Consider the following 26,373-nt stretch of genomic DNA (forward strand, 5'->3'; position numbering starts at 1 on the left):
AACGGGCCCGGCGCCACCCCGCCCCCAGCGCGGGAGGCCACGTTCGTGGGCAGGGAAACCGAGCTCGCGGCACTGTGCGCGGCCGCCGGGGACGCCGCCACCGAGGGGATCCGCGTCGCACTCGTCACCGGCGAGGCGGGGCTCGGCAAGTCCTCCCTCCTTGGCCAACTCGGCGCGCGACTCGAGCGGGACGGATGGCTCGTGGCCACCGGGCGCTGCCCCGACGTGGACAGCGCACCGCCCGCATGGGCGTGGGTCGAGGCGCTGCGGAAGGTGGCCGCGAGCGTCCCTCCAGGGGAGTTCGCGGACGCCCTGGCGCCGCTGCTCGCAGACGCCGCGCCGGTGAACGGCGACGCGACGGCCGGGCGGTTCAGACTGCGGCAGGCCGTGTGGAACTGGCTCGCGGCGGCCGCCGCCGGCCGGCCGGTCGCCGTCGTCCTCGACGACCTGCACTGGGCGGACGCGGCCACGCTGGAACTGCTCGGCGGCAGTGTCGGTGTTCAGGCCCCGATCCTGGTCGTCGCGGCATACCGCGCGGACGAGAGCGAACGCCTCACGGAAACGCTCGGCGCCCTGGCCCGCACCGCGCCGCTCCGGCTCGAGCTGCCCGGCCTGAACGGCGAAGACGTGGCGGAACTCGTACGCGCCGAGTGCGAGGCCGACGACGCGACCGTGGCCGGGATCGCCGAGCGGACCGGCGGCAACCCCTTCTATGTACGCGAGAGCGCGCGGCTGCTGACCGGCGAGGGCGCGCTGGTCGCGCTCTCCGAGGTCCCCGAGGGCGTACGGGACGTGCTGCGGCGCCGCCTTGCGAGACTCCCGGAGAGCGGGGTGGCCGTCCTGCGCCTCGCGGCGGTGGCCGGCCGGGAGAGCTCGGTTGATGTGCTCGTGCAGGCGGCCGACACCGACGAGGACGGCGTGCTCGACGCGTTGGATGCGGGCGTCATCGCCGGCTTGCTCGACGAGCCCGGGCCGGGGCTCGTCCGGTTCGTCCACGCACTGGTCAGGGAAACGCTGGTCGCCGACGTCAGCCGGCTGCGGGCCGCCCGGATGCATGCCCGGATCGCGGCTGCCCTGGAGGGCACGGGTGATATCGCGGCGCTCGCCCACCACTATGCGCGCGCCGGGTCACCGAAGGCCGTCGGCTACTGCGTACGGGCCGCGGAACTGGCCGAAGCGCGCTACGCCCACGACGTGGCCGCCGCGCTGCTCGCCGACGCGGTCGCGGCCGCGGGCTCCTGTGCACCGGACGAGCGTGTCGACCTGTTCGGCCGGCTGCTGCGCGCGCAGATCAGGGCCGGGGCCGTCGCCGCTGCCAGGCGCACGCGTGAACAGGCCGTGGAGTACGCCGAGTCGATCGGGCGCGACGACCTGATGATCGCCGCGTTCACCGCCTGGACCGAGCCCACTCCCTGGCAGGCCCGCACATACGGCACGGTCGACCGCCCCGTCGTCGACCGCCTCGGCCGCCTGCTCAAGCGGTCCGGTCTCGACCCCGAGGCGCGCTGCCGCCTCCTCGTCGCGTACGCCAATGAGCTGGTGGGCGAGGACGATCCGACGGTCGTGGCCGCGGCGCGCGAAGCACTCGGCCTCGCCACCGATCCCCGCCTGCGGGCCGCGGCGCTGCTTGTCCTGTCGGACGACACGCGGAGCGAGGAGTATGCCCGGGAGCTGGCGGAGATCGGTGTCGAGCACGATCTGCCCGTCTACCGCGTGACCGGGCTTTTCGGCCTCGCCGCGAACGCCGCCGCGGCCAACGACCCGGCGACCGTGCGCCGTTTGATCGGCGAGACCCTCGACCTCGCCCGCGCCTACCGGATGCCGGAGGCGATCAGCGCCGCCGAGATCGCGCTCGCGGCCCAGGCACTCGTCGAGGGCAGGTTCGCCGACGCCGAGCGCCGCTACGTAGAGGCCGTCGCGCGCATGGAACGCGCGGGATCGGTGCACACCGGCTTCATCGGCCTCGCGCGGGCGACACTCTGGCTGAATGCCGGCACGCTCGGCGACCATCTCGATGAGGTACGGGCGCTCCACGAGGCGCTCGGCCCGATGCTCGCCGACCTGCTCACGCTCTCCCTGCACGCCGCCGGCCGCGTCGACGAGGCACGCCGGACCCGCACGGCCCCGGGGCCGATACGCCACGACTTCTTCTTCACTTTCCTGACGAGCCTGCGCGCCATGGCGATCGTCGCGCTCCATGACCGCGATGCCGCCGAGGAGGTCTACGCGGACCTGCGCCCCCACCGTGAGGGTCCCCCGGCCGGCGCGGAGAGCCTGTCGCTCGGGCTGCGTCCGGTCGCTCACACGCTCGGCGAACTCGCCCTGCTGCTCGGCCGCGACGATGACGCCGCCGCCCACTTCGCCCGGGCCGCCGAGATCGCCGACCGGTGGCACGCCCCTCACTGGTCGGCCGCAGCCCGAACACACCTCGGCCAAGCGGACGACTCCCGCCCTTGACGGGTGGGTCGCCGTCATGGCCGGCTCCACTGCTGCGGCGGTCGGCCCCTACGGGACGCATTCCGGGGTTCGTTGGGGGCGCCCCCAATAGGCTCGAGGTCTGCAGCCTGTGAGTCTTCCGGCATGACCTCCAAACACATGGGCATGCCAAGGCTCTGGCTCATCGCCCCGCTTCTGCTCGTCCTGTACGGCCTGCTGCGACTCGTCGACGGGATGGACGGACAGCATGGGCCCGGGCTCGCCTGGAACCTCGGACATACGCTGTTCTTGCTCGGCTTCGTCCTCTTCGGCGTGGTGACGGTCAGGCTGCGGCAACTCGTCCCCGTCGCCACCGCGCGCAGGCAACTGCTCGCGAACGCGGCCGCGGCAGCCGGGATGTTCGGTGTCGCCTGTTTCCTCTGGGTGATCATCGGTGACCTGTTCGCAGCTGTGGACTCAGCAGCACCTTTGCCCGAACCCCTGGAGATGATCGGCCCACTGGCATTCCAGTTGGGCTGGCTCACCCTGCTGGCCATGCTCGTTGCCGCGACCCCGCGTCTGCTGCCCCTGTGGAGTCCCATGGCGGTCCTCGGGGGCTTCGTACTGTTCGCGGCCAACCTGGATCTTCTGCCGATCGGCGCATTGCTCCTGATGGCCGGGCTGGCACCGGTGGCCCGTATCCCCCTGGCCAAAGCCCGCCACAGCGCCTAGGACAGGCCGCCGAACCTGCGTATGACCATGCCTACGCCGCCCGGGTTACCGGAGCATCTGAGCTCAACCGGCTCGCCTGGCAGACGAGTTCGCTCGCGTCAGCGGTGCGACGTGCGTCCCCGGCGCAGACCGAAGACCCAGGCGGTCAGCAAGCCCGTGGTGGCGATGAATACGGCCGCACCGATCAACAGCGGCCTGTACCCGGAGGATTCACTCGAAGCCGCGGTCGCTTGGGGGGCCGCCTCGGCCGCGACCGGCTTGCTGTCGCCGTCCGCGCCCTTGCCTCCGGCCGCCGGGGCACCGGGTGCACCGGGGGCGGCCTGCGGTGGTGCGGAGTGCTTCTTCGCCGGACGGGAATCCGCCCCGCACCCGCTGAACCCGGCCGCTGTCTCCACCCGTACGCACACGGCGCTGCGTGAGCGCGGCGCGTCGGCGTCGTCGGACGGCGGGACGACTACCGTCGAGTGCAGCGTCACGCTCTGCTGCGCATCGAGCCCCAACTGCCAGACCAGCCACTCCTGGTCGACGAACCCTTCGGGCTCGGACGACACCACCTTCGCGCCGCCCGGAAGCATCTGCACGATCTCGGTTTCGGGGAAGTCCTGCGCGGTGCGGTTGCGGACGACGACTTCGTACGTGACGCGCTCCCCCGCGCGAGCGGCCGGTGACCGCGTCTCGGCGCCGATCGCACGGACCGTCACGGCGAACACGTCGGAGCCCGCTTTGCCGTGCGGGCGCACCTTCACCGTGGGGCCCGCCCCGTGCTGAGCGTGCGGATCCCCCACGGGTTCCTCGTGCTCGTGATCGGAACCGGTTGCGAGTGCCGGGACGGCCGTCACCGCACCGGCCGCCAACGACAACAGACCACACGCCAGCAGACGTCGTACGCGCCGGGAGCCCTTACCCATGTGCCTGACCTCACGGAAGTCGCCAGGCTCCGGCGCACTGTGCCGCGCACAGGCCGGCCCTGGAATCGAACAGATCGAGGTGAATCATCGCCACCGTCCGCCCGCCCACCGCACGCCATCGCCGCGCCTCGGCCACCACCACCGGTATGGCCACCCCCAACCCACACCAATGGCCGATCCCCCGCTGCCGACACCGCACGCCAAACGGATGGCGGTGGCCCTCCGGATCTCGTGATCGCCCGGGTTGTTAGGGTCCTGCCATGACGCGCCTCAAGATCGAAATATCCGTTCCCGACAGTCACGCGGAGGCGGTGATCGACGCGCTCCATGAGGCGGGCGCGGGGCGGGTCGGTGAGTACGCGCGGTGTTCCAGCGTCTGGAAGGTGACCGGCACCTGGCAGGCCCTGCCCGGCTCACAGCCGTACGACGGCGAGGTGGGCGCCGTGCAGCACAGCGAGGAATGCCGGATCGAGTCGGTCTGCGACGTCGAGCAGGCCGCTGCCATCCAGCAGGCCGTCCGTGCGGCCCATCCGTACGAGCAGGCAGTCATCCACTTCCTGCCTCTGTACGAGCCGTAGGCAACCGCCCTCGTACGCAAGGATCGAGGCCGTCCACGTCGCACTCGACCCTTGCGCGGACGACCCGGATCGCCGAAAGCGCCCTCAGCGGGGATGCCACTCGTCGGACCCTGGTGGGGTCGGACCGGTGATCGGTACGTTGAGTCGGATGAAGCGCTTCGAGGAGCACGGCGTACTGGTCACCGGGGCGGCTCGCGGGATCGGCGCGGCCACGGCACGGCGCATCGCCCAGGAGGGCGGGCGGGTGCTGCTGACGGATGTGGACGGGTCGGCGGTCGAGGAGACGGCTCGCGCTCTGCGCGAAAAGGGCGCCGATGCTTGGGCGTTGGCCTGTGATGTGGCATCCCGTACGTCGGTGGAGGCGGCGGTGGCGTACGCCGTGGAACGCCTGGGGGCTCTCGATGTCCTGGTCAACAACGCCGCCTCCTGCGGAACGGACGCGACGCTGTTCGAGGACGAGTCCGATGAGGTCTGGGAGCGCGATCTCGACGTCACGCTCAACGGCGCCTTCCGCTGCGCCCGTGCGGCGCTGCCGCACCTGGCCGCCTCCGGCCGTGGCGCCATCGTGAACATCGGCTCGGTCAACGGCGAGGCGTCCTTCGGGAACCACGGCTACAGCGCGGCCAAGGCGGGGCTCGCCTCCCTGACGCGCACCCTCGCCGATCACGCCGCCCCGCGCGGGGTGCGCGTCAACCTGGTCGCTCCGGGCACGGTGCGCACCGCGGCCTGGGCCGGCCGTGAGCAACAGCTCGACGCCGTACGGGCGTTGTATCCGCTCGGACGGGTCGGGGAGCCCGAGGACATCGCGGCCGCTGTCGCCTTCCTGGCTTCCCAGGACGCCTCCTGGATCACCGGGACGACACTGCGGGTCGACGGCGGAATCCTGGCCGCGCCCACGGCTTTCCGCGAACTGCCGGGCGACTGAGGCAGCCGGCCCGGAGCACCACACGGTGGCGAGTCACCCCTCGATGAGCGCAGCCGCCCGGTCGCCGCGCCGTCGGTTTCACTAGAGTAAGACTCCGGTTATTTGAGCAGGGTCCTGATCAGGTTTTCGGCGGCCCAGTCGGCCCACGCGGCGCCGTCCCATCCCTGATGGCGAGTGAGCAGGCGGTAGTTCTCCGGCGACAGGACCGCCAGGGCCATGTCGGCCGCGCGGACGGCGTTGAGGCCCGGGCGCAGGGCATTCTTGGCCGCCAGCGCGCCGGTGAAGACGGCCAGGACGGTATGGCGCTGGCCGATGTTCGTCTGCCAGAGCTCGGCGATCTGCGGGTCGTCGGCCGCGGCCGAGCGTACGACCTCGAGCAGTGGCTCCACCCGGGCATGGATGTCCGCGGTGGACTCGACGAGGGTGCGCAGCAGTTGTTCAGGTGGCGCGGCCAGGGCTTCGGCGACCCAGGGGCGGTCGAGGGTGGCGACGGGGGCGCCGTCGCCGGCGACCTCGCGGTCCAGGAGCTCTTTGAGGATCGCGCGCTTGGTCTCGAAGGTGAAGTACAGGGTCTGTGCGGCCACTTCGGCCCGGGCCGCGATCGCCTGCATGGTCGTGGCGGTGTAGCCGCGCTCGGTGAACAACTCGCAGGCGGCGGTGAGCATACGAGCCCGGGTCCGGGCGGCTTTGGCGGCACGTACGCCGGAAGCGGGCGGTGTCATCGACGTTCCCCCAAGGGATTGACTGTAGTGACACTCTAGTCCACCATTCGCTGTAGTGGCACTCTAGCGAAGGAGCCGGCTGATGAACCGTCACACGGCAGCATTGGTACTCATCACCGCGGTGGAGCTCATGGTCTTCCTGGACGGCACCATCGTGAACGTTGCCCTGCCGAGCATCGGCGCCCGACTGCAGCTGAGCGAGGCCTCGTTGGCCTGGGTCACCAACGCCTACCTGCTGGCTTTCGGCGGCTGCATGCTGGTCGGCGGCAGGGTCGCCGATGTACTCGGTGCCCGGCGGGTGTTCACGTTCGGGCTGGCCCTTTTCACCGGCGCGTCCGCGCTGGCCGGCCTGGCGGACGACCCGTGGCTGCTGCTGGCGGCACGTGCACTGCAGGGCATCGCGGCGGCGGTCACCGTGCCGGCCCAACTCGCCCTGCTGACCCGGACGTTCACCGATCCGGCCGCCCGCCGCCGGGCCTTCGGTGTCTGGGGTGCGATGGGTGCGGTCGGCGCCGCTCTCGGCACGGCGGCCGGCGGCCTGCTCACCGAGGCGTTCGGCTGGCGGTCGATCTTCCTGATCAACCTGCCCGTCGGGGCTGTCGCGCTGCTGTTCACCGGCAGGTTGCTGCCCGCCGACGAAACCGGCGGGCACCGCTCTGCGAGGCGTCTCGACCTGCCCGGCGCCGTCCTCGGCACCTCAGGTCTGCTGCTGCTCGGTTACGCGATCGGCGCGTTCGCCGACCCGGCCACCCGGATACCGGCCCTTGTCGCTCTGTTCGCCGCGCTGCTGCTGCTTGCCGCCTTCACCGCCGTCCAGGCACGCAGCACGGCCCCGCTGATGCCGCTGCGGCTGCTCGGTGTCCGCCAGGTCAGCGGCTCGGCCGTGGTCAGCGCCCTGGTCGGCGCGGTGCACGTACCGGCGTTCGTGCTGCTCACCCTCTACTTGCAGAACTCCCAGGGCTACAGCCCCGTACAGTCCGGTCTGGCCGTGCTGCCGGTCGCGCTCGCCGCTCTGGTCGCCTCCCGCACCGCCCTGCCCGTCCTGACCGAACGCTTCGGCACCCACAGCCTGCTGTGGGCCGGACTCGCCCTGCAGGCAGCCGCATTGGCCTGGTTCGCGACCGTGCCCGCCACCGTCCACTACGCCAGTGACATCCTGCCCGCCGCCCTGCTGCTCGGAGTGGGGCTGCCCGCCTCGTTCATCGGCGTCACCGCCCCCGCGGTGACCGCGGTGGAACAGGCCGACGCGGGAGTCACCGCCGGCATCGTGAACACGGCCCAGCGCATCGGATCAGGGCTCGGCGTGGCCGCCCTGCTGCTCCTGGCCAGCCACGTCACCGGCACCGCCGGCTACCTCGCCGGACTACGGACAGCGTTCGCCGCCGCGGCCGTTCTCGCCCTCCTCGGATGTCTGCTCGCCCTCGTCCTGCTCCGGCCCGCGCCGACCGCATCCGTACTGCTCGCGCCGCGCACGCCCGTAAGCCGATGACAGCCAGTCCGTAAGCCGATGACAGCCAGGAGGAACGCCATGTCCCCCACCGTCACCATCATCGGGGCCGGCCCCGCAGGCCTGGCCGCCGCCGACGCCCTGCGCCGGCGCGGCATCGACCCCCTTCTCCTCGAGCGTGGCGAGAGCGTCGGCACCTCCTGGCGCCACCGTCACGAGGATCTGCGCCTCAACACCATCCGCTGGACCTCGGGCCTGCCCGGACTGCGCATCCCCCGCCGCTCCGGCCGCTGGGTCGGCCGCGACGACTACATCGCCTACCTCGAACGCTTCGCCCGCCGGGCCCGGTTACGCATCCACCACGGTGTCGAGGTCCTCCGGATCGACGGGGCGCCCGACGGCTGGCGGATCGACACCGGCTCCCGGACCTACCGCAGTCAGCACGTCATCGTCGCCACCGGGCACGAACGTATCCCCAAGGTGCCCCACTGGCCCGGGCAGGAAGACTTCCGGCCGCCGATACGGCACGTCGCCACGGTGCGCCGCGCCGCCGACTTCGCCGGCCGGCGGGTCCTGCTGGTGGGGGCCGGCAATTCCGGCGTGGAGATCGCCGGCCATCTCGTCGACGCCGGTGTCGAACGGCTCTGGGTGTCCGTCCGCACCCCGCCGACGATCCTCCCGCGCCAACTCCACGGCATCCCGTTGCACCCGCTCACCCTCGCCCTGCGCCCACTGCCCGAACGACTCCGCGACCGCATCGCCCGCGCCGTCGCCCGCCACGCCTCAGGCGACCTCTCCCCCTACGGACTGCCCACCCCGGCCCAAGGCCCGTACGAGCGCATGCGCACCAGCGGCGTCACCGTCGCCGTCGACCAGGGTTTCGTCGCTCACCTCACTGCCGGCAGGCTCACCGTCGTCGAAGCCATCGACCGCCTCGACCGCAGCGATGCCGTCCTTCGCGACGGCACACGCCTGCAGCCCGACGTGATCCTCACCGCCACCGGGTATGACCCCGGCCTCACCGGCCTCGTCGGACATCTCGACGCGCTCGACGCCCACGGGCGGCCTCACCGGAGCATGCCCGGCCTGCACTTCATCGGTTACCGGCCCGCTCTCGAAGGCAATCTGCGGCAGCACCCCGCCGAGGCGCGGCGCATCGCCCGGGCCATCACACGCCGCCCCACCGGGCCTCGTATCGCCGTCAGTTGACGAACCGTGCTCAACAGCGCGAGGCGTGGACGGTGCCGTGTGCGCCGCACGTGCGCTGCTCCTCTTCGCGGCCGTGCGGCCGGGGGCAGTGTCCGCTCCGGATACTGCCCCCGGCCGTCCGGTCAGCCGAAGCGCAGGATCCGGGGCGCGAAGGTACTCTCCGGACCGGCGGCGCGGCCGACCGACCACACCGTGCTCGTGCCCGGTACGGGGGCGAGCCGCAGCACCGAGGAGTCGCCCTCCCCCGGCACAGCCGGTTCACTGTGGCCGGTGAACGACTGGCCGTCCCAGGCCAGGAAATCCGGTCCCGGCTCCAGCGGCGGGGAGCTGCCCGGCGGGGCCCACTTCATCGAGTTGGACATCGCGACCCAGCCCAGCCGGCCGGAGTCGGTGGGGGCGAAGGAACTGACCGAGCCGAAGTCCGCGGGCAGCGCCACCCGGCTCCACGTCTGCCCGTCGAAGCGCGTCAGCAAGGGCGGGATCGGGCGGCCGATGGGCCCGCCGATGAAACCTGCCGTACCGCCCGCCCACACCTCGGTCGGGGACACCGCCAGGATGCTGCCCACGCCCGCGCGCGGGCCGCCGTCCACGATCGTCTGCTGCCAGGCCTGTCCGTCCCAGTGCGACACCGCCGCACCGTTCGTGGCGGCGCCGGCGGCCCAGACATCATCGGGCGCCAGGATGTGCAGGCCGTACACGGCACCCGGCGGCACCGGCAGGTCCCGCCACGCACGTCCGTCCCAGCGCAGCAGAGCCTGTCCGGCGTCCCTGCCGCCGATCAGCCAGGTCTCGCCGCCACCGGAGACGACCTTGTCCAGTCGGACACCACGCGGCGCGCGGCTCTCGCGCCAGGTACTGCCGTCGTAGCGCAGCAGGTGCGCGGCGCCTGCGGAGTCACGTCCGACGGCCCATACGGCGTTCGGTGCGGTGCCGGCGACGGAGTGGAGTTCGCCCTGCCAGTCGATGCCGGTCAGGGCCTGGCGCTGCCATGCGGCGCCGTCCCAGCGCAGCACCAGCGGGAAGCCGGGCGCCTGGCGGCCCACCGCGTCGGCGCCCACCGCCCAGGCCCGGTCGGGGCCGAACGCCACGGCCTCGTTCAGCGCGGCCTGGGGGCGTACGTCGGCCGGGACCGGAACGTGCACCCAGGACGACGTATCGGCCGCGGCCGGTGTCATGACGGCCAGGACGGCCATCACGGCGGCGACAACCGCAACGAGTAATCGACGTGCCATGGTCAGCCTCCCAGCCGTTCGCTCATCAGGGTCGGTCTCGAGCCGTAGATCTCGACGGTCCCGAACGCGAGCAGCGAAGCCCCGGCTCGCGCCAGTACACGCGGCTGGACGTCGATCGCGTTCGTACGCTCCGGCCCGTACGAGAACGTGGTGCGGGCGCCGTCCACCCGCGCGTACTTCGACTGGAAGGCGCGCTCGCTGCGCATCGGCAGCCACAGCGCACCGTCCGGGCCGCGCACCATGCCGTAGGTGTAGGTCTCGCCCAGCGGCGGGTAAGTGGTCCGCCACGCGCGCCCGTTGAAGGTCATCAGGAAGGTGCGGGACGCGCCGTCGATGGAGCGCATGCCGCCGAACGTGGCCCGGCCGGACGGTTCGAGCAGAATGTTGTGCACGTTGCCGCCGGCCGGCACCGGTACGGCCACGTCGCGCCAGGCGGTGCCGTCCCAGCGCAGGATCTGGCTGCCCTCGTCGGTGCGGTCCACCATGGCCCAGGCGTCGTCGGCCGCACGCGCCTCGATACCGCTGTAGAACAGCACGCCGTCCGGCGGGGTCTGGGTCGTCCAGCGGGAGCCGTCGTAGTGCAGGACCTTGACGCCGGTCTCGTCCTCGCCGACCACCCAGGCGGCGCCCGGCACCGCGGCGAAGTCCTGGTAGTACCACAGGGTCTGCGGGAGCGGAACGGTGCTCCAACTGCCCGCCGACCAGCGCAGGATCTCGCCTCCCCCGGCACCGCTGTGGAAGATCCACACCTCCTCGCCGACGAACTGGATCCTGCCCAGGTGCCCCGACTCGCCGGCGCCCGGGAACGTGGTGTCACGGCTCCAGGTGCTGCCGTCCCACCGGTAGAGCAACGGCCACAGGTAGCCGTCGGCGGCATGCTCGACCCCGGTGGCCCAGGCGTCGTCCGGCCCGCGGGCGGCGAGATCGGACACGCTCGCCGACCCGGACGGCACCGGCGGTACCGGGAGCGCCTCCCAGCGCGGCGCGGCGGCCACGGGTGGCGCCGAAGGCGCCGTGGCCGCGGCAGTCGGCACCACCGATGAGGCACAAGCGATCACCAAGCACATCAATAACGCACGAAGACCGTTCACCAGCCCTCCCTCAAGTGCGAAAGCCGCTCAGCGTATGGGCCTCCACCACTCGTGAACAGATGCCACATTGACAATCCGGCGCTACGTGGCGCCCGGAAAACCGCGCCGGATTGAGCGAGGTGTGCCGGGGCACAGAGACCCGGACGAGCCCGCGCACGGCGTGCTCGGCCGAGGGGATCCGGGGGCGGTTCATGGGTACGGCGACGACGGTCCCCGAGACACGGGACATGAGAGGGCCCGAACTCTCCGGCGACGAGGCCTACGAGGCACTGCGCCATTACGGCGGCTGGCATCTGCTGCGGGACGCGTTCATACGATTCCGTTACGCGGACGGGTTCAGCCACGCGCGGGCGCTTGCCCTGCAGACGGTCCTGGCCCTGGTCCCGATGGCCATCGTCTTCGTCGGGCTCTCGGCCGTCCTGCACACCGAGAGCATCGGCCGGTTCGCGCAGGAGACCCTGCAGCGCATGCCGCTCGGGACAAGCAGCGAAGTGATCGACGAGGCGCTGGCGCGCAGCCGGCGGACCGCCGACGAGGGGACCCAGGCCGCGCTGTGGCTGGCGCTGGCGTTCTCCCTGCTCAACATCACGACGGCCATGTGTCAGATCGAACGGGGCGCCAACCGCATCTACGGCAACGAACGCGACCGGCCCTTCCACCGGAAGTACCTGCGCGGCCTCGCCATGGCCGCCACCGCCGCCCTGCCGCTCGGCCTGGGCTTCGTCCTCATGGTTGCCGGTGAGGCTCTGGGTGCGGCTGCCTCGGCGGTGTACGGCATCGACGCCTTGACCGGCACCGTATGGAGTGTGGTGCGCTGGCCGCTGGGTCTCGTCCTCGCGCTCATCGCGGCGAGTGTCATCTTCCGGCGCGCCCCGCGCCGGCGCCAACCCGGCTACACCTGGCTGGCGTTCGGCGCCGCCGTGTACCTCGTCCTGTGGACCGCGCTCACCTGGATACTGAGCCGCTATCTCTCCCTCAGCGGCTCGTTCGATGCCGTCTACGGTCCGCTGAGCGCCTTCATGTCCCTGCTGCTGTGGGCCTACCTCACCTCGATCGCCCTCTTTCTGGGCCTGGCCTTCGCCGCTCAACTGGAGGCGGTCCGCGCGCTGCGGCCGGGACCGGTCGAACCCGACCCCGGGGTATGACTCCGAACCGGTTATGCCTCCACCTCAACGGCTGAACGCGTCAAACAGGAAGGGAAAAATGTCCCGTACGCGCCGAAGTGCCCCTAAAACAAGGCCTCGACGCCCCTCCCGGCAGCCGCAGATCCGGCCCGACCGGACGGGAAGTTGGCGAAGGGGGTGCCTGTTCGGGGGTCTGTGCGTGTAGCGTCACCCTCAGCTGTCATGGTTCCGAAGTACCGGTCGCCCGTGAGCGCGAGTTCACGGGCGTTTTGCTGTTCAGAGTCTCGGAGGGCCAGGACGATCACCTCCGGTTCCCGCACCGTGCGGGAACCGATCACGAGTCTCTTGGAGGACTACATGGCTACTGGAACCGTGAAGTGGTTCAACGCGGAAAAGGGCTTCGGCTTCATCGAGCAGGACGGCGGCGGCCCCGACGTCTTCGCCCACTACTCGAACATCAACGCCCAGGGCTTCCGTGAGCTGCAGGAGGGCCAGAAGGTGAACTTCGACATCACCCAGGGCCAGAAGGGCCCGCAGGCGGAGAACATCACTCCCGCCTGAGCCCCACCCGCACAGCGCCCGCCCCAGGCATGCCGCCTGGGGCGGGCGCTGTGCGTCGGGGGCAGATCCGAACCGACCGCCGTCGCCATGTGTCGCGTGCCACAGCGGCATCGGCTTCACGCCGATGATCCGGCCAGGGCACTGGGACCCCTCAGGGTCTCGGCTCCCAACCAGCGCCTGGACCAGAGCGGTTGAAGCCTCGAGTGATCAGTCCGTACGCGCGGCCGCGCCGAGGAGGGCGAGTACGGCATGCAGACCTGCATAGGCCGTCGCGCCGGCCGGTACTTCAACGTGGTGCCGCGGTCCGGGGTCAGGGTCCACCTCGGCCAGGGGACGCCAGCCGTGTTCGCGTGCCGTCGCCGGCGAGGTGAGGGCGAGCAGGAACGCTCCTTCCGCTTGCCCGGCGGCTCCTTCCGCCTGCTCGGCGGCTCCTTCCGCTTGCCCGGCGGCTCCTTCCGCCTGCTCGGCGGCTCCGTCCGAGGGCAGCGACACGGGCTGTGCCGCGACCGCGGCCAGGAGGGCGACGTCCAGATCGCCGGTGGCCAGCAGGCGCTGTGCCACGCGGAGTGCGGCCGAGGCCGAGTCCGGGCCTGCGTCGATGGTCATGGTGGGGCCGTGCAGGTCCAGGTGCGCGGCAATCCGCGAGGCCATGACACCGGGCATCACCCCCGCCTGACTGTCCTCGCTCGGGGCCGGCACCGTGCGCCGCACCTCCCCGGTCCACTCCTCTGCCGCCTGGAGCACGCGAGACGGCATTCCGGCCCGGGCCAGGGCGGCGAGCGTGTCGTCCGCGGAGCAGCGCAGGGCCAGCCGGGCGAGGGCGAGGGGCATCCCGGTGTATGCCGCGATGACACCTGTGCGCTCCCGCAGCCCCTCCCCCAGGGAGCCCCATTCCGCGGTGAGTGCGTTGGCCGACTCGATGGCCATGAGATGGGACGGATCTATCCCGCGCATGGTCCTCGGCGGCATCCGTACGGACTTGAAATCCGGCAGCGGGTACGGACGAGCGAAGTGGGCCGGTGGCGCCTTGCCCGTTCCCCGCAGCCAGGCCTCGACCTCCGGCCGGCTCAGTGCACTCGGGAGCCGACTGCTCCATGCGACGAGCACGGTCGGATCAGCGCTCCGTGGCGGTGACGAGCGCGGGTGCGAGGTCCTGGGCCAGTCGCTCCGCGGTGGTTCCTGGATCAGCAGGTGACCGTTCGTGCCTCCGAAGCCGAAGGCCGAAACACCGACCGTACGCGCCCTGTTCGGGCCTGCGCGGAACGCCAGCGGTGCGACCGGGATGGTCAGTCGGGCGTCGGACACGGCGTCCGGCATAGCCGTGAACTCGTGCTGGGCCGGGATCTCCTCGTGCTGGAGCGCGAGGATCGCGTGGATGAGGGAGACGCCGCCCGCGGCCCAGCCGCTGTGCCCGAGGACCGATTTGTTGCTCGTGCAGACATAGCCGTCGGCGGGTGCGACATCGGAGAGCATCCGCAGTTCGGCCAGGTCCCCTGCGGGAGTGCCGGTGGCGTGCGCGATCACCCAGCCGATGTCCTGCGCGCCCAGGGAGTTGACGGCTCGGGCGCGTTCGACGGCGCGCCTCTGACCGGCCGGGTTCGGCGCGAAGATGGATTTGCCACGGCCGTCCGTGGCCCCGCCGAATCCTGCCAGGAGCGCGAGCACCTCGTCGCCCTCCGCCCGTGCGCGGGAGAGCCGTTTGAGGACCACCGTGGCTGCGCCGTCGCTGAACAGCGTTCCGTCCGCCGCGCGGTCCATGGCCAGTACCCGGCCTGTAGGCGACAGGCCGCGCAGTTTCCCGAAGAAGACGCCGTTGGCCGGTGCCAGGGCGAGCACTCCGCCGCAGTAGGCCACGTCGCAGGCTCCCGAGAGGAGCGCTCTGGTGCCCAGATCGATCGCATGCAGCGCGGAGGAACATGCGGTGTCCACGACCATGAGTTCGGCCGGCTCGGCGACGATCCCTTCCAGGGCGGTACGGACCACTGCCGTCGGAAGCGTCCGGGTGCGGTCGGTGTGCGCATGCCGGTAGTGGGCGGACAGCACTGTGCGGACCATGTCCGCGTCAGGTGAGCCCAGCGCTCGGTGCACGGCCTGGACCACGGATTCGAGCACATGGGACTCGGCCGGGCCGGGGTAGCCACCCGTCCAGGCCCCGATGTACACGCCGGTGCGTGGTGCGCGGTCCGAGCCGCCGGGTGCAGGGCGGGTGGATCGCATGGAATCACGCGCCTGCAGCAGCACATGGCGCAGCCACACGGCGGCCGGCTCGCGCTGGTCGCGGGCCCACTTCGCCAATCCGGCGGAAGGCACGAAGTCATGGAGATAACCCCCGAGCCGGGAGTAGCTGCGGTCGGCTGCGGCAGGGTCGTCCGACCAGTACTGGTCGAGATCGAAACGGGGGCCCGGTTCGACGAACACCGGTTTGGGTGAGTGGAGTTGACGCCACAGCGTCTCCGGGCTGTCTGCGCCCGGCACGACGACACCCATCCCTACCACTGCCACCGGATCCGCGTCCGGCTCCGGGGCCGGATGCTCACCGTGCGCCCGACCCTCGTCGGCGAAACTCATGACGCGAGCCCCACGGCTTCCGCGGCCGGCCAGCGAGCCGGCAGCGCCGCTCCTTGGAGGGACTCGGCGACCTCCGCGGGTGTCCGACGCCGGTCCATCGGGGCCACCGTCGTGACACCCGGCGGCAAGGCCGCTTTGGCCAGCCGGGTGAGCAGCGTGCGTGGTCCGGATTCGACGAAGGCCCGTACCCCGTCCTGGTGCAGGCGCCGAAGCCCGTCGTAGAACCGGACAGGGCGGACGAGGTGGAATGCGGCCAGCAGCCGGACGTCGGACTCGGTGGTGATGGAGCGGCCGAGGGCGGACGAGAACACCGGCGTACGAGGTTCGGTGACCGTCCACTCGGCGGTGCGGCGGGCGAGTTCGTCGGCCACATCGCGCAGCACAGGGTTGTGGAAGGGGTAAGCGGCAGGCACCTCGACGGAGTCGACGCCGAGGGCGCGCGCGAGGCGGGCCGCCCGGGCCAGCGCGTCGGCGGGACCGGACACCACGCAGTCGTCCGGGCCGTTCTCCACGGCCAGCGCCAACGCGGGATCGTCCAGCAGCCCGACCAGATGGGCGGTGCGGCGGCCGTCGAGGGGCATGGCCAGCATGCCGCCGGCCGGCGGTGCCGCCTTACGGAAGGCCGAATCCCGCGTCACGATGAACCGGGTCGCATCCTGGACGGTCAGCGCTCCGCAGGCCGTGAGAGCGGCAAGTTCGCCGAAGCTGTGTCCGGCCAGAACATCGGGCCGCACTCCCGTGGCGCGGATGACGTGGTACGTGGCCAGAGCACCGGCGAACAGCGCCAGGTCGAGCCGGAGCGGATCGTGCTCGACAAGGACGTCCAGCGCGGGCGCACCCGTGTCGGTGAGCAGAAAGGCGACGCCTGACTGCGGATCGGCCTCCGCAGCCTCGTCGATCTCCGCCAACAAGGCGGCCACCTCGGGTACTTCCGGGGCGATGCGGGTGAGGATGCCCGGCAGATAGGCACCTTGCCCGGGGAACAGGAAGGCGGTGCGAGGGGTCATCGGGCGCGTCTCCTTCTGCTCAGGCCGGCGGTCCGGCCGCGTCGGTGACCGGCAGCAGGCCGCGCTCGGCGAGCGGTTGCCGGACGGCGAGTACGGCGTTGACCGCGCGTGGAGTGCCCGCGTAGGCGCCGACGTGCACGAAGGCCTCGACGATCTGGTCCGCGGTGAGCCCGGCGTCGAGCGCGACACCTGTATGCAGGGCGAGTTCGCGCTCGCAACCGCCCAGTGTCGCGAGCACCACCAGCGTCATCAACTCGCGCTGCGCCGTGCTGAACTGCCCCCGCCGGTGCAGGTCGCCGTAGATGTACGTGACGATGTGGCGGCCGAGCGCGGGACTCAGGTCCGCGAGTGCCGCAAGGAAGGTGTCGGTGGGTTCCTTCCCGCCGATGCGGTGGGCCACGTCGAGGGCATCACGGAATTGCTGGTCGTCCATGACATGCTCCTTGCCGATGGGGCAGATGGATGGCCCACTTGCGCAGACGGGCGACGAACGACGCGGAGAGCTCCGGTGCATCGAGTGGACCACGGCGACCTGTTCGGATTCCACGGGCCGCCGCGTCGGGCACGTTGAACCGGTTGAAATCGGATGCACTCATTCCGGAAACTGACTCCAGTCGGCCCTTCCCGATAGCGAACTGCTGGATCCTGAAGGAGTCTTGTCCTGTCAGGCTCCCCGAGGCAGGCAGGACGGGCATCGATGAACGATCCGTTGGTGGCAGCCGAAATCCGGTCCATGGCGTTGAACGTGTTGAACGATCTCGAACCCGTTATCGACTCGGAGCTCTCGGTTGGGCGATCTTGCCCAGGGCATACTCGGCCCGTCCGGCCGACATGTCCGCAGACGGGAGACAGAAATGGTTCGGCGCCGTGCGTCCAATCATCGCTTACGTGAGTTGCTGAACGAAGCCGGGTGGACTCAGGAAGCCTGTGCGCGGGCCGTGAACGCCGCGGGTTCCGAGGTCGGTCTGCGCTACGGCTACGACCGGACCTCGGTCGCGCACTGGCTCGCCGGTTCCCAGCCGAAGGGACCTGTGCCGGAGCTGGTGGCCGAGGCTTTCACCCGACGCCTGGGCCGGACGGTGACGGCGGACGCGCTCGGCTTCGCACACCTGCCGGCACAGCCTGCGCGATACGCGGGGTCGTGGACCGTGGTGCTGTCGGAGTCGGATGCCGTGCCCTACCGGGACATGGAGCAACTGCCCAAATGGCGGGAGCTCGCAGCCCGTTCAGCGACGGCGGAACGGCGCGGGGCTCCCCGCCGGATCGGATCGGCGGAGGTCGCGCTCCTGAGCGACGCGGTGCGGCATTTCGTGCGCGCGATGCAGACCCACGGCGGCAGCTTTACGCGCAGCGCCCTCGCCGACTACCTCGCCCACACCCTCGCGGTGTGGCTGCGGGCGCCCGCGGCACCCGACGTACAACGTGCACTGCGCGAGGTGGGCAGCCATCTGCTGTTCGTCTTCTCGCTGATGCATGCCGACATGGGGGCGCACGGCCGTGCGCAGCACGGCTTCACCACATCGATGGAGCTGGCGAACGAGGCCGGTGACCACGTGTCCTGGGCGATCGGACTGCGCGCCCTCTCCGCCCAGGCCCTCACACTCGGGCATCACGGAACAGCGCTGCAAAGTGCCCTTTCCGCCGTGGACGCGGCGGCCGGCCGCGCCCCGGCGGCGGTGCGTGCGTACGCGTTGTCGCAACTCGCCGTGGCGCGGGCCGCGTTGCACGAGGAGCAAGCCGCGTTCCGAGCGCTCGACCAGGCGGAGTCGCTGCTGGCTGCCGACTGCGAGGACGACGGGCGCCCTTTTCGCTCCTATCCGATGAGTGCGGTCGTGTTCCAGCGTGCCGAGGCGCACCGCCACTTGGGCCGGCTCGCGCCTTCCATCCGAGCCCTGCGGCGCTCGGTGGACGTGCGAGCCCCGCACGACCGGCGCTCCCTGGCCCTGACCCAGGGGCGGCGCGCTCAGCTGCTGTTCCTTTCCGGACAGGTGGAAGAAGCCTGTGCCGCGGGCCGTGCCTTCGTCGACACACGGCAGGGACTGCGCTCCCACGCGGTCGGCGACACCACGCGCGCCCTGCTGCGCGCGCTCTCGCCGCACACGGGACACCGCGCCGTACGCGGGTTGCTGCAGTACGCGGCCGAAGCCTCGCCGTCGCCCGCGGGCACGTCATGGAAATGACCTTGCTGTGGGACAGCGGCGGGCCGCGGGAACGGCGGATCGTGGTGTTCGCCGGGGTCGGCACGGGATCGGTGGACGAGGGGCGGCCCGAGTCGCTCGACCCGCGGGAACGGGCACGGGCCGCCCGCTATGTCCGGCGCGAGCATCGCATCGCTTTCGTGGAACGCCGCACGGCGGTACGTCAGGTGCTCGGCGACCTGCTCGGCGTCTCTCCCCGCAGCGTGCCGCTGCACACCGGTGCGAACGGGCGCCCGCTCCTCGACGGTTGGAGCCTTTCGCTCAGCTCGTGCGGCGCCGTGGCCGCACTGGCGCTGGCCCGCGGGGTGCTGTGCGGAATCGATGTGGAGGCGGTGTTCGAGACCCGCCGAGTTCACGCGATCGCCTCGCTGCTCATGCCCGACGGGGAGATCGCCGAGTGGGACGCGCGGGCCCTGACACGATTGTGGACGGCCAAGGAGGCATACGCGAAAGCGGCGAATGTGACGCTCCTCGACGCCCTGCAACGGGCTCGGGCGGTGGACGGCGTCCGCGCCCTTGTCGCCGACGGAACGCGGTACGCCGTCCATGAACTTCCGTTGTCCGGCCGGTTCCCCGGTCAGCCCGCGCTCTGCGGATCGGTCGTCTGCACATCCACGGCACCGACGCTGTAGATGCGCATGCCCTCGAACGACAGGATGGGCTCTCCGTCCCGGCTCAGCGCGTGATAGCGGCCGGTGGCCCGATCTTCCACCAGACGCACGCCGTCGGGGTGTGCGCGGTGCATATCGAGATCGTTGCCGTGCTGGTAGACCTCCAGCCGGTCCAGACCGACCGGCGCGCTGATCGCCACGTCAGGGGTGCCTGCGGGGCGGAGCATATGGGTGCGGGCCAGGGCGTCGATGAGCAGGGCGGGCAGGACCATCCGGCCGTAGAACCGTGCGTCCGGCGCCGACCGCGGCAGCCACAGACTGCGTCCGCCACCGGGGCTCGAGCGGTGGTCGGTGGTGTTGATGAAGGAGCCACGCAGCGGGATCGGGCTACCGGGTTCGTAGTACGGATCGTGGGCGGGCTCGCCGCCGGCCGCCGCCGGGGGCTCGGCCGGCTCCGGGCCGCTGTCCAGATCCACGTACGCCCGGGTGTGCAGTGCGTCGCGGCGCAGCACGCGCCCGTCCGGTGCCGTGGTCGTCGATGTGATGGTCACCAAGACGGTGGCCGGGCCGGTGAGTTCGGCGCGCACCCGGTGCCGTACCGGGCCGTCGGGCCGCACGCGCACGAACCGGTGGTAGCGGACTTCGCGGAGGACGTCGGGCCTGGCGCCCGGGACGAGACGTCCCGCCGCCTCGGCGAGCAGGGCAAGGACGAGGGTGCCGGGCAGAGTGGGCAGGCCGGTGACCGGATGCTCGGCGACCAGGCGGGCCTGATGGTCGTCGAAGGCGAGCTCCCATTCGACCGCGCCCACTCCGCGCCAGGCCGGGATCCCCAGATAGGCGCCGGGCGGATCGTCGGGGAGCGGCGCCGAAGCGAGCTGCGGCATGAGCGTGGCCATGAACGAGCGCTCCGCGGCGCCGAGCTGGACGACGCCCGGCGGGCATGGTCCGGGTCGGCTCAGCACCTGCCGGAAGTGCTCCGCACCTTGGCCGTCGGTCACGGGCGACAGATGGCCGCGGCGTTTGACGGCATCGCCGACCAGCGCCCGGGTGGCCATCCCGCTCTCGGCCCACATCGTCCAGGCCACGGTGAACTCCTCGCGTTCCGCGTCATGCCGGCCTGCCCTGGCCGCCGATCCGAGCAGGTCGTTGGCCGCCGCGTAGTCGATCTCACCTGGCAGCCCGAGCACTCCGGTGATGGAACCGAAGTTGCACCAGCGCCGCACAGGGACGTCGTCGAAGGCCTCCCGCAGGGCGTGGTAGCCGAGCAGCTTCACATCGCGGATACGGCGGAACACGTCCAGCGGCTTGGTGGTGAAGTCACCCGCCTCGTGCAGTCCGGCCGCGTTGACCAGCAGATCGATCTCCTTGTCCGCCCGGGCGATACGCCGGGCCGCGGCCCGCACTTGCGCCGGATCGGTGATGTCGGTGCGTACGTAGTGCACGGCGTCAGCCCCGCACACGGCCTTGAGCCGGTCGACGGTGCGTGCCGCCTCCCGTGCGGAGGCGAGCCGGTCGAAGCGCCGCACGGCTTCGCGGGGCGTCACCTTTCGCACGGAGCGCAGCTGTTCGGCGATGAAGCCGCGCCGCCTGCTCGCGAACTCCTCGTCCGACTCGCTGCGCATCGCGGGAGTGAGGGCGTCGAGGTCACTGGAGCCGAGCAGCCAGATGTGGCAGCGGTGCCGCGATGCCAGGCGATCGAGGATGCTGGCCGTGATGCCGCGCGCACCGCCGACCGCGACGACGGTGCTGTTCTCGTCGAGCGGTTCGGAGCCGGGCACGGCCTTCGGTCCCGGGCGCAGGGTCTCCGTATGCCGAATGCCGTGGCGTACGAAACTGACCGGGATCTGGGGGCGGTGCCGCGCCGCCTCGCCGATCTGGTCGAGGGCGTCGACGGGTTCGGCATCGGTGGTCAGGACATGCAGCCAGGCTGTGGGCAGATCCCACAGGACGCTCTTGACCATGCCGGTGAACAGCGCGCCGTGGGGATGCGCGACTCCGTGGTGCTGTGCATCGAGCAGACAGACGACGGCGGAACCACCGTGTTCCACCTTCTTCGCGAGCTGCTGCAGGACGAGGAACGTGGCCTCCTGCGCTGCGATCAGAGCCGGCGCGGGCCGCCCGGGCCAGGCGGTACGTGCCGGTGTGGCGAAGACCCGTACATGAGAGGGGTGCCCGGCACGCTCCACCAGCGCGGCGACGGACTCCACGCCGACGTCCAGGCGCAGCTCGTCCGGGGCTCGTTCGTCGGTCACGGCGAGGGTCGCGCCCGCGTCACGCACCGACGGTCCGAGCGCCTCTGCCACGTCGGCGTCGTCCACGATGACCAGGCAGCCGGCCGGCAGCGCGGGCACTTCGGCGCCGTTCGGCTCGGTGGTGGTGTCGACGGGTTCGGCCGTCAGCTCGAACCGCAGGAGGTCCGGACCCGTGCGCGCATCGGAGGCGGCGGGTGAGGTGCCCACGGACTGCGCCTTCTCCTCCGCCGCATCGTCGGGCCGCAGCACCCCGCGCAGCAGCGCGGCCAGGTCGTCGGCTCCCCCGTAGCACAGGGTCTCGTTCCCGAGGCTCCGCCGCGGTGCGTCCGGGAGTGGGGCGAGTACCGGCCAGCCGTGCTCCCGGGCCCGGTCCGCCGTGGTGACGGCGAGCAGGAAGCCGCCTTCGGCCATGCGTTCGTCCGGCTGGTCGAACAGCGCACCGGAGCCGGGCAGCGTATTGCCGTGGGTGCCGAGCACCAGGGCCAACTCGCAGTCGCCGTCCCGCAGGTAGCGCCCGGCGACGTCGACCGCGCCGCGTCCGGAGGCCCGTCCCCGGTCGGTGGCGAAAGCCGGCCCGTGCAGGTCGTGCTGATTGGCGATGCGGCCTGCGATGACATTGGGCAGCAGCCCGGGCAGTGAGTCCTCGCTGACCTTCGCGACGCGTGACATGAGCCGGGTCCGGTGCTCGTGCCACCAGCGCGCGGCTCGGGGCGTGGCGTCCGTGAAGGCACTGTCCAGGGCACTCGCGAAACAGCGTACGGACAACTCCTGGGACAGCCGGGTGGGACCGGCGTGCGCGGCGATGACACAAGTCGACGAGGCGACCGGCTGCCACAGACGTCCGTGCTCGGAGGCGAGACGGTCCACCAGTTGCAGCGCCATCAGCTGGGTGCGGTCCACCGCACGCGCACTGCGCGGTGGCATCCGTACGGCGGAGAAGTCCGGCGCGGGGTAGACCTCCCCGAAGCTGCGGGGATGCCCGGCGACGACGGCGTCCAGCGCGGCCGCCGAGTCGGCCGCGCCCGGGACCAGCGCGCTCCAGCCGACCAGCACCAACGGATCGGCGACAAGGTGCGGGCGGAGGGGACGGCGGGACGGACGGGCTGTCGGGGCGGTGAGCACTTGATGGGCGTTGATCCCGCCGAAGCCGAACGCGGAGACTCCGACCCTTCGCGCCGGCGGCAACGGCCGCTCCTCCTGCGGCACATCGACTCCCGCCGGCAGCCCGTCGGCGCCCGGTGTGGCGTAACGGGCCTGGGCCGGCACCACCGCATGGTGCAGGCCGAGCACGGCGTGCACCACGGAGACCAGCCCGCTGGTCCAGCCGCCGTGTCCGAACACCGACTTGTTCCCCGTGCAGGCCACCACGTCGCCATCATCACCTCCCACCTCGGCGGAAAGGGCGTCGAGTTCGGCCCGGTCCCCGGCCGGCGTCCCGGTGGCGTGACCCACCACCCAGGACACCGCGTCGCCGCCGTCCCGGTAGGCGCGGGACAGGGCAAGACGCTGGCCGCGCGGGTTGGGCGCGTAGATCCCCTTGCCTTTGCCGTCGGACGAGGCACCGAAGCCGTCGAGCACGGCGAGCACGCGGTCGCCGTCCCGTTCGGCATCATCCAGGCGTTTGAGCGCGACGGTGGCGACGGCATCGGAAAACAGGGTCCCGTCGGCCTTCTCGTCGAAGGCCCGGACATCACCGCTGCGGCTCAGCCCGGTGACCTTGGAGAACAGGATCAGATACCGGACGGTGCACAGGGAGAGCCCGGTGGCCAGGGCGATGTCGCTCTCCCCCGCGCGCAGAGCACGGGCGGCCAGGTCGATCGCGTAGAGCCCGGACGAGCATGCCGCGTCGACGGTCACACAGTCGGCCTCTGCCGGTACGAGTCCGGTGAGTGCTCGGCGCAACAGCCGGTCGGGCAGAAACCGCTGCGGCTGCTCGGCGTTGGGCAGCATGCGGGCGAACGCGGTGCGCAGCTCGTGCGGGTCGATCCCCGCCGACTCGGCTTCCTTCTCCAGGAGCCGGCGCAGCGCTCCTTCCTCCAGCTCTCGGGTTCCGTCGGGCCAGCCGGCGAAGTACAGGCCCACTCGGCGCTCCTGGACGGACCGTCCGTGGAGCGCCTGCAGCACGGTATGCCGAAGCCACCGCTCGACCTCGGTGGCCCCCTCGATCTCGGCGGCCCGTGGATGCAGTCGCGGCCGGTCGATCATCCCGGCCAACGAGGTGTACGTGGCATCGTCGGCCGTGGGATCCGTGGAGTGGAAGTGCTCCATCGGATAGCGCCGCTCCTGGCCCGCGAAGACGGGCTCGCCACGCCGGAGCACCTCCCAGAAGGCGTCGGGCGAGTCGGCCTCGGGCAGGAGCAGGCCGGTTCCGACCACGGCGATGGCGGGTGCGGAGTCCTGTCGGGGCGCGGAGTCCTGTAGGGACGCGGAGACCTGTCCGGGCGCGGAGTCCGGTCCGGACGCGGAGTCCGGTCCGGACGCGGCGAGTTCCCGGGTGGTGCTAGCGGGCTCGGGCTCCGCTTTCTTCTCGCTCCGTACGGCAGGTACCTCGGCAGGATCGTCGATGGCCTGAGGTGCGCGTGCGGGCGGCGCATGGAGTGCCGCCCCGCAGGCGAGGCCACCGTCGGCGAGCAGTGTCTGGCCGGTGACGAAGCCCGCCTCGGGGCTCGCCAGGAGCACTACGGCGCGGGCGAGGTCCGTCTCGGTGGGCAGGCGGCCCCACGGGGTCGCGTCGAGGGTGGCCTGCTTCATCCGGTCGGAGTGCGGGAACATATCGCCCACGCGGTTGTCCATCACCTGGCACCCGGCGACGTTCACGCGCACCCCGCGGGGCGCGAACTCCACCGCGAGATACCTGCTCAGGCTCTCCATGGCCGCTTTGGTCGCGCCGACCAGGCCGTAGTGCGGGACGACGTGCCGCGAGCCGTGGCTCGAGACGTTGACCACGCTGCTGCCGGGACGGCGGGCAAGCAGCGGCAGCGCGGCGAGTGAACAGTGCCGTACGGCATGGAGGTTGAGGTCGATCGCGCGCTGCCAGTCCTCCTCCTCCAACTCGGCGAGCGGGACGAACGCACCGCGCGCCGCGTTGTTCACCAGGACGTCGAGCCCGCCGTGCGCACGTTCCACCTGGGCCATCATGCGCGCCACATGGTCCGCCTTGGCGGCGGACGCCTTGATCACTTCGGCGGACAGGCCGCGACCGGCCAGGTCAGCGACCAGATCATGCGCGGCACGTTCACTGTGGAAGCAGTTGACGATGACATGCGCGCCACGCCGCGCGAACTCCTCCGTGATGTACCGGCCGACGCCGCGCGCCCCTCCTGTGACCAGGACGGTACGGCCGGCGAACGGCCCGGGCACCGCGGTCACCGCAGCCCGCCCTCGATGTCGCCGAGCAGCCCGGCCACCCGTTCCAGCGTCGTATACGTGGTCACGCGGAGCGCGGCCTCGGGCTGCGGGAGCCCGTAGCGGTCGAGGGCGCGCGCGAACAGCTCGATCTGCTTGACGGAGTCGACCGCGAGGTCGGCCTCAAGGTCCGCGTCAGGTTCCATGACGTCCAGGGGGTACTCCAACTCCTCCGCGTACAGGGCGCGTAGTTCCTCGATGAGGGTGGCCCGATCCGGCAGGCCGCCCGTCTTCGGCTTCGGCTTCGCGGTCTCCTCCGCCGCCTTGGTCGCAGGCGACTCCGGCTCGTCTTCCACCGCTACGTCGCCGACGGCGTCGGCCACGGCCGAGAGGACCGGTGCGGAGGTGTCCCCCTCCAACGCGGCCCGCAGGCCCGCGAATCCGACGCGCGCCCGCAGCGGCGCGACGCTCAGCACATCCGGCAGGCACTGCGTGACGAGGTCGGCAAGGATCGACTTGGGGCCCGTCTCCACGAAGCGGTCGATCCCGTCGCCGTACAGCGTGGTCACGGTCTGCCGGAAGTCGACGGGCTGGACGAGATGATGGACCACCGCGTCCCGGATCTCGTCGATGTCGCGGTAGTAGCCGCCGCAGGTGGGCGAGTACACGGGCAGCTGCGGCACCGACACCTCCACCTCCGCCACGGCAGGCCTGAACTCCGCCACGACCGGGGCGAGCAGCGGGCTGTGGAAAGGATGGGCCGAGCGCAGACGGAAGTGCCGCAGCCCCAGGGCATCGAGGACGCGGGCGAGAGCATCGAGCTCGTCGTCGGGTCCGGAGACGACAGCCTGGCGGGGCGCGTTGTCGGCGGCGATGCGCGTACGGGCCAGTCCGCAGCCCTCGACCAGCCGGGCGAGCCGCCCTGCGCCCAGCGGCACCGCGAACATCCCGCCCGCCACCGGAGGCGCGGCACGGAACGCCGCGTCACGGGCCGCGAGGAGCCGCGCCCCATCGGCGATCGACAGGGCACCGCCGGCCACCAGTGCGGTCAGTTCGCCGACGCTGTGCCCGAACAGCACGTCCGGCTCCAGGCCGAGCGGACCGGTCAGCACCTTGTACGAGGCCAGGGAGGCAGCGTAGATGGCGAGATGGAGTCGCTCGGGATCGTCCTTGACGAGGGTGTCGACGGCGGGTGCGGAGCGCTCGGTGAGCAGCGGAGACACCGCAGCGGTGCCTGCGGCCGCAGCCGCCTTGTCGACCGCCTCGAGCACCTCCCCCACCAGCTGCGCGGCACGGTCGTCCTGGTGGACGTCCGTCAGGGAGCCGGGTAGATAGGCGCCCTGTCCGGGGAACATCACGGCGGTCTTGGTGCCGGGTGTCTTCGATGACATGGAGTCCTCAGCTTTCGTGAAGTGGCCATACGGGCATTGCCGTTGGGGTCGCGGGCG

General features: G+C 71.6%; 19 protein-coding genes. 10 read left to right on the forward strand and 9 right to left on the reverse strand.

The annotated features are described in order from the left end of the window. The coding region (locus ABT367_RS23615) for an ATP-binding protein (RefSeq protein WP_352255074.1) at positions 1–2,457 on the forward strand (2,457 nt) is incomplete at its 5' end. A gap of 123 nt (positions 2,458–2,580) precedes the next feature. Next, positions 2,581–3,147, forward strand: coding sequence for a hypothetical protein (locus ABT367_RS23620; protein ID WP_352255075.1), 567 nt, complete (start codon positions 2,581–2,583; stop codon positions 3,145–3,147). A gap of 98 nt (positions 3,148–3,245) precedes the next feature. Here the strand turns inward: ABT367_RS23620 and ABT367_RS23625 are convergent, their stop codons facing one another. Next, positions 3,246–4,055 carry a hypothetical protein gene (locus tag ABT367_RS23625; RefSeq protein WP_352255076.1) on the reverse strand — a complete coding sequence of 270 codons (810 nt, stop codon included), beginning with the start codon at positions 4,053–4,055 and terminating at the stop codon, positions 3,246–3,248. A 260-nt stretch (positions 4,056–4,315) separates the two neighbouring features. On the opposite strand from ABT367_RS23625, the gene ABT367_RS23630 reads away from it, so the two are divergent. Further along, on the forward strand, positions 4,316–4,633 hold the full coding sequence (locus tag ABT367_RS23630) for a hypothetical protein (RefSeq protein WP_352255077.1): 318 nt from the start codon (positions 4,316–4,318) through the stop codon (positions 4,631–4,633). A 148-nt stretch (positions 4,634–4,781) separates the two neighbouring features. Next, positions 4,782–5,558 (forward strand): SDR family NAD(P)-dependent oxidoreductase, encoded by a 777-nt coding sequence (locus tag ABT367_RS23635; protein WP_352255078.1) that lies wholly within the window; start codon positions 4,782–4,784, stop codon positions 5,556–5,558. A 98-nt stretch (positions 5,559–5,656) separates the two neighbouring features. On the opposite strand, the gene ABT367_RS23640 is transcribed toward ABT367_RS23635, so the two are convergent. Continuing rightward, positions 5,657–6,223: a TetR/AcrR family transcriptional regulator gene (locus ABT367_RS23640; RefSeq protein ID WP_352255079.1), complete on the reverse strand. Its 567-nt coding sequence runs from the start codon at positions 6,221–6,223 to the stop codon at positions 5,657–5,659. A 139-nt stretch (positions 6,224–6,362) separates the two neighbouring features. Here ABT367_RS23640 and ABT367_RS23645 point away from each other — a divergent pair, with 139 nt between their 5' ends. Together ABT367_RS23645 and ABT367_RS23650 are read left to right on the forward strand one after the other, a co-directional pair. Further along, complete coding sequence (locus ABT367_RS23645; protein WP_352255080.1) at positions 6,363–7,769, forward strand: MFS transporter; 1,407 nt, start codon at positions 6,363–6,365, stop codon at positions 7,767–7,769. A 39-nt stretch (positions 7,770–7,808) separates the two neighbouring features. Then, positions 7,809–8,936: a flavin-containing monooxygenase gene (locus tag ABT367_RS23650; protein ID WP_352255081.1), complete on the forward strand. Its 1,128-nt coding sequence runs from the start codon at positions 7,809–7,811 to the stop codon at positions 8,934–8,936. 122 nt (positions 8,937–9,058) lie between these two features. Here the strand turns inward: ABT367_RS23650 and ABT367_RS23655 are convergent, their stop codons facing one another. Together ABT367_RS23655 and ABT367_RS23660 are read right to left on the reverse strand one after the other, a co-directional pair. Then, positions 9,059–10,168: a hypothetical protein gene (locus ABT367_RS23655; protein WP_352255082.1), complete on the reverse strand. Its 1,110-nt coding sequence runs from the start codon at positions 10,166–10,168 to the stop codon at positions 9,059–9,061. Between the two features lie 2 nt (positions 10,169–10,170). Then, on the reverse strand, positions 10,171–11,259 hold the full coding sequence (locus ABT367_RS23660; protein WP_352255083.1) for a hypothetical protein: 1,089 nt from the start codon (positions 11,257–11,259) through the stop codon (positions 10,171–10,173). Between the two features lie 191 nt (positions 11,260–11,450). Here ABT367_RS23660 and ABT367_RS23665 point away from each other — a divergent pair, with 191 nt between their 5' ends. Both ABT367_RS23665 and ABT367_RS23670 read left to right on the forward strand, forming a co-directional pair. Further along, positions 11,451–12,404 carry a YihY/virulence factor BrkB family protein gene (locus ABT367_RS23665; protein ID WP_352255084.1) on the forward strand — a complete coding sequence of 318 codons (954 nt, stop codon included), beginning with the start codon at positions 11,451–11,453 and terminating at the stop codon, positions 12,402–12,404. Between the two features lie 336 nt (positions 12,405–12,740). Continuing rightward, positions 12,741–12,944, forward strand: a complete 204-nt coding sequence (locus tag ABT367_RS23670) for a cold-shock protein (protein ID WP_165334051.1) — start codon at positions 12,741–12,743, stop codon at positions 12,942–12,944. Positions 12,945–13,151: 207 nt separating this feature from the next. On the opposite strand, the gene ABT367_RS23675 is transcribed toward ABT367_RS23670, so the two are convergent. From ABT367_RS23675 to ABT367_RS23685, 3 genes are read right to left on the reverse strand one after another with little or no spacing between them, the layout of a single operon-like run. Further along, entirely contained in the window at positions 13,152–15,512 is a 2,361-nt protein-coding gene (locus tag ABT367_RS23675) for a beta-ketoacyl synthase N-terminal-like domain-containing protein (RefSeq protein ID WP_352255085.1), read from the reverse strand. Beyond that, positions 15,509–16,519, reverse strand: coding sequence for an ACP S-malonyltransferase (locus ABT367_RS23680; RefSeq protein WP_352255086.1), 1,011 nt, complete (start codon positions 16,517–16,519; stop codon positions 15,509–15,511). Before ABT367_RS23680 ends, ABT367_RS23675 begins: the two co-directional genes overlap by 4 nt. A 19-nt stretch (positions 16,520–16,538) precedes the next feature. Further along, positions 16,539–16,952, reverse strand: a complete 414-nt coding sequence (locus ABT367_RS23685) for a carboxymuconolactone decarboxylase family protein (RefSeq protein WP_352255087.1) — start codon at positions 16,950–16,952, stop codon at positions 16,539–16,541. A 505-nt stretch (positions 16,953–17,457) separates the two neighbouring features. Between ABT367_RS23685 and ABT367_RS23690 the strand changes: the two genes are divergently transcribed. Next, a complete protein-coding gene (locus ABT367_RS23690; protein ID WP_352255088.1) occupies positions 17,458–18,699 on the forward strand; it encodes a hypothetical protein in 1,242 nt (413 codons plus the stop codon). Then, positions 18,696–19,349, forward strand: a complete 654-nt coding sequence (locus tag ABT367_RS23695; protein WP_352255089.1) for a 4'-phosphopantetheinyl transferase family protein — start codon at positions 18,696–18,698, stop codon at positions 19,347–19,349. The genes ABT367_RS23690 and ABT367_RS23695 overlap by 4 nt, the downstream gene beginning before the upstream one ends. Here the strand turns inward: ABT367_RS23695 and ABT367_RS23700 are convergent. Both ABT367_RS23700 and ABT367_RS23705 read right to left on the reverse strand, forming a co-directional pair. Further along, the gene (locus ABT367_RS23700; protein ID WP_352255090.1) at positions 19,295–24,949 is read right to left on the reverse strand and encodes an SDR family oxidoreductase; all 5,655 of its coding nucleotides are present in this window, start codon (positions 24,947–24,949) and stop codon (positions 19,295–19,297) included. The two genes, ABT367_RS23695 and ABT367_RS23700, sit on opposite strands and share 55 nt — an antisense overlap. Then, a complete protein-coding gene (locus tag ABT367_RS23705) occupies positions 24,946–26,316 on the reverse strand; it encodes an acyltransferase domain-containing protein (protein WP_352255091.1) in 1,371 nt (456 codons plus the stop codon). The genes ABT367_RS23700 and ABT367_RS23705 overlap by 4 nt, the downstream gene beginning before the upstream one ends. Positions 26,317–26,373 lie beyond the last annotated feature (57 nt).

Origin of the sequence: Streptomyces mesophilus, from assembly GCF_040300965.1 — a bacterium.
GTDB classification, from domain to species: Bacteria; Actinomycetota; Actinomycetes; order Streptomycetales; family Streptomycetaceae; genus Streptomyces; species Streptomyces mesophilus_A.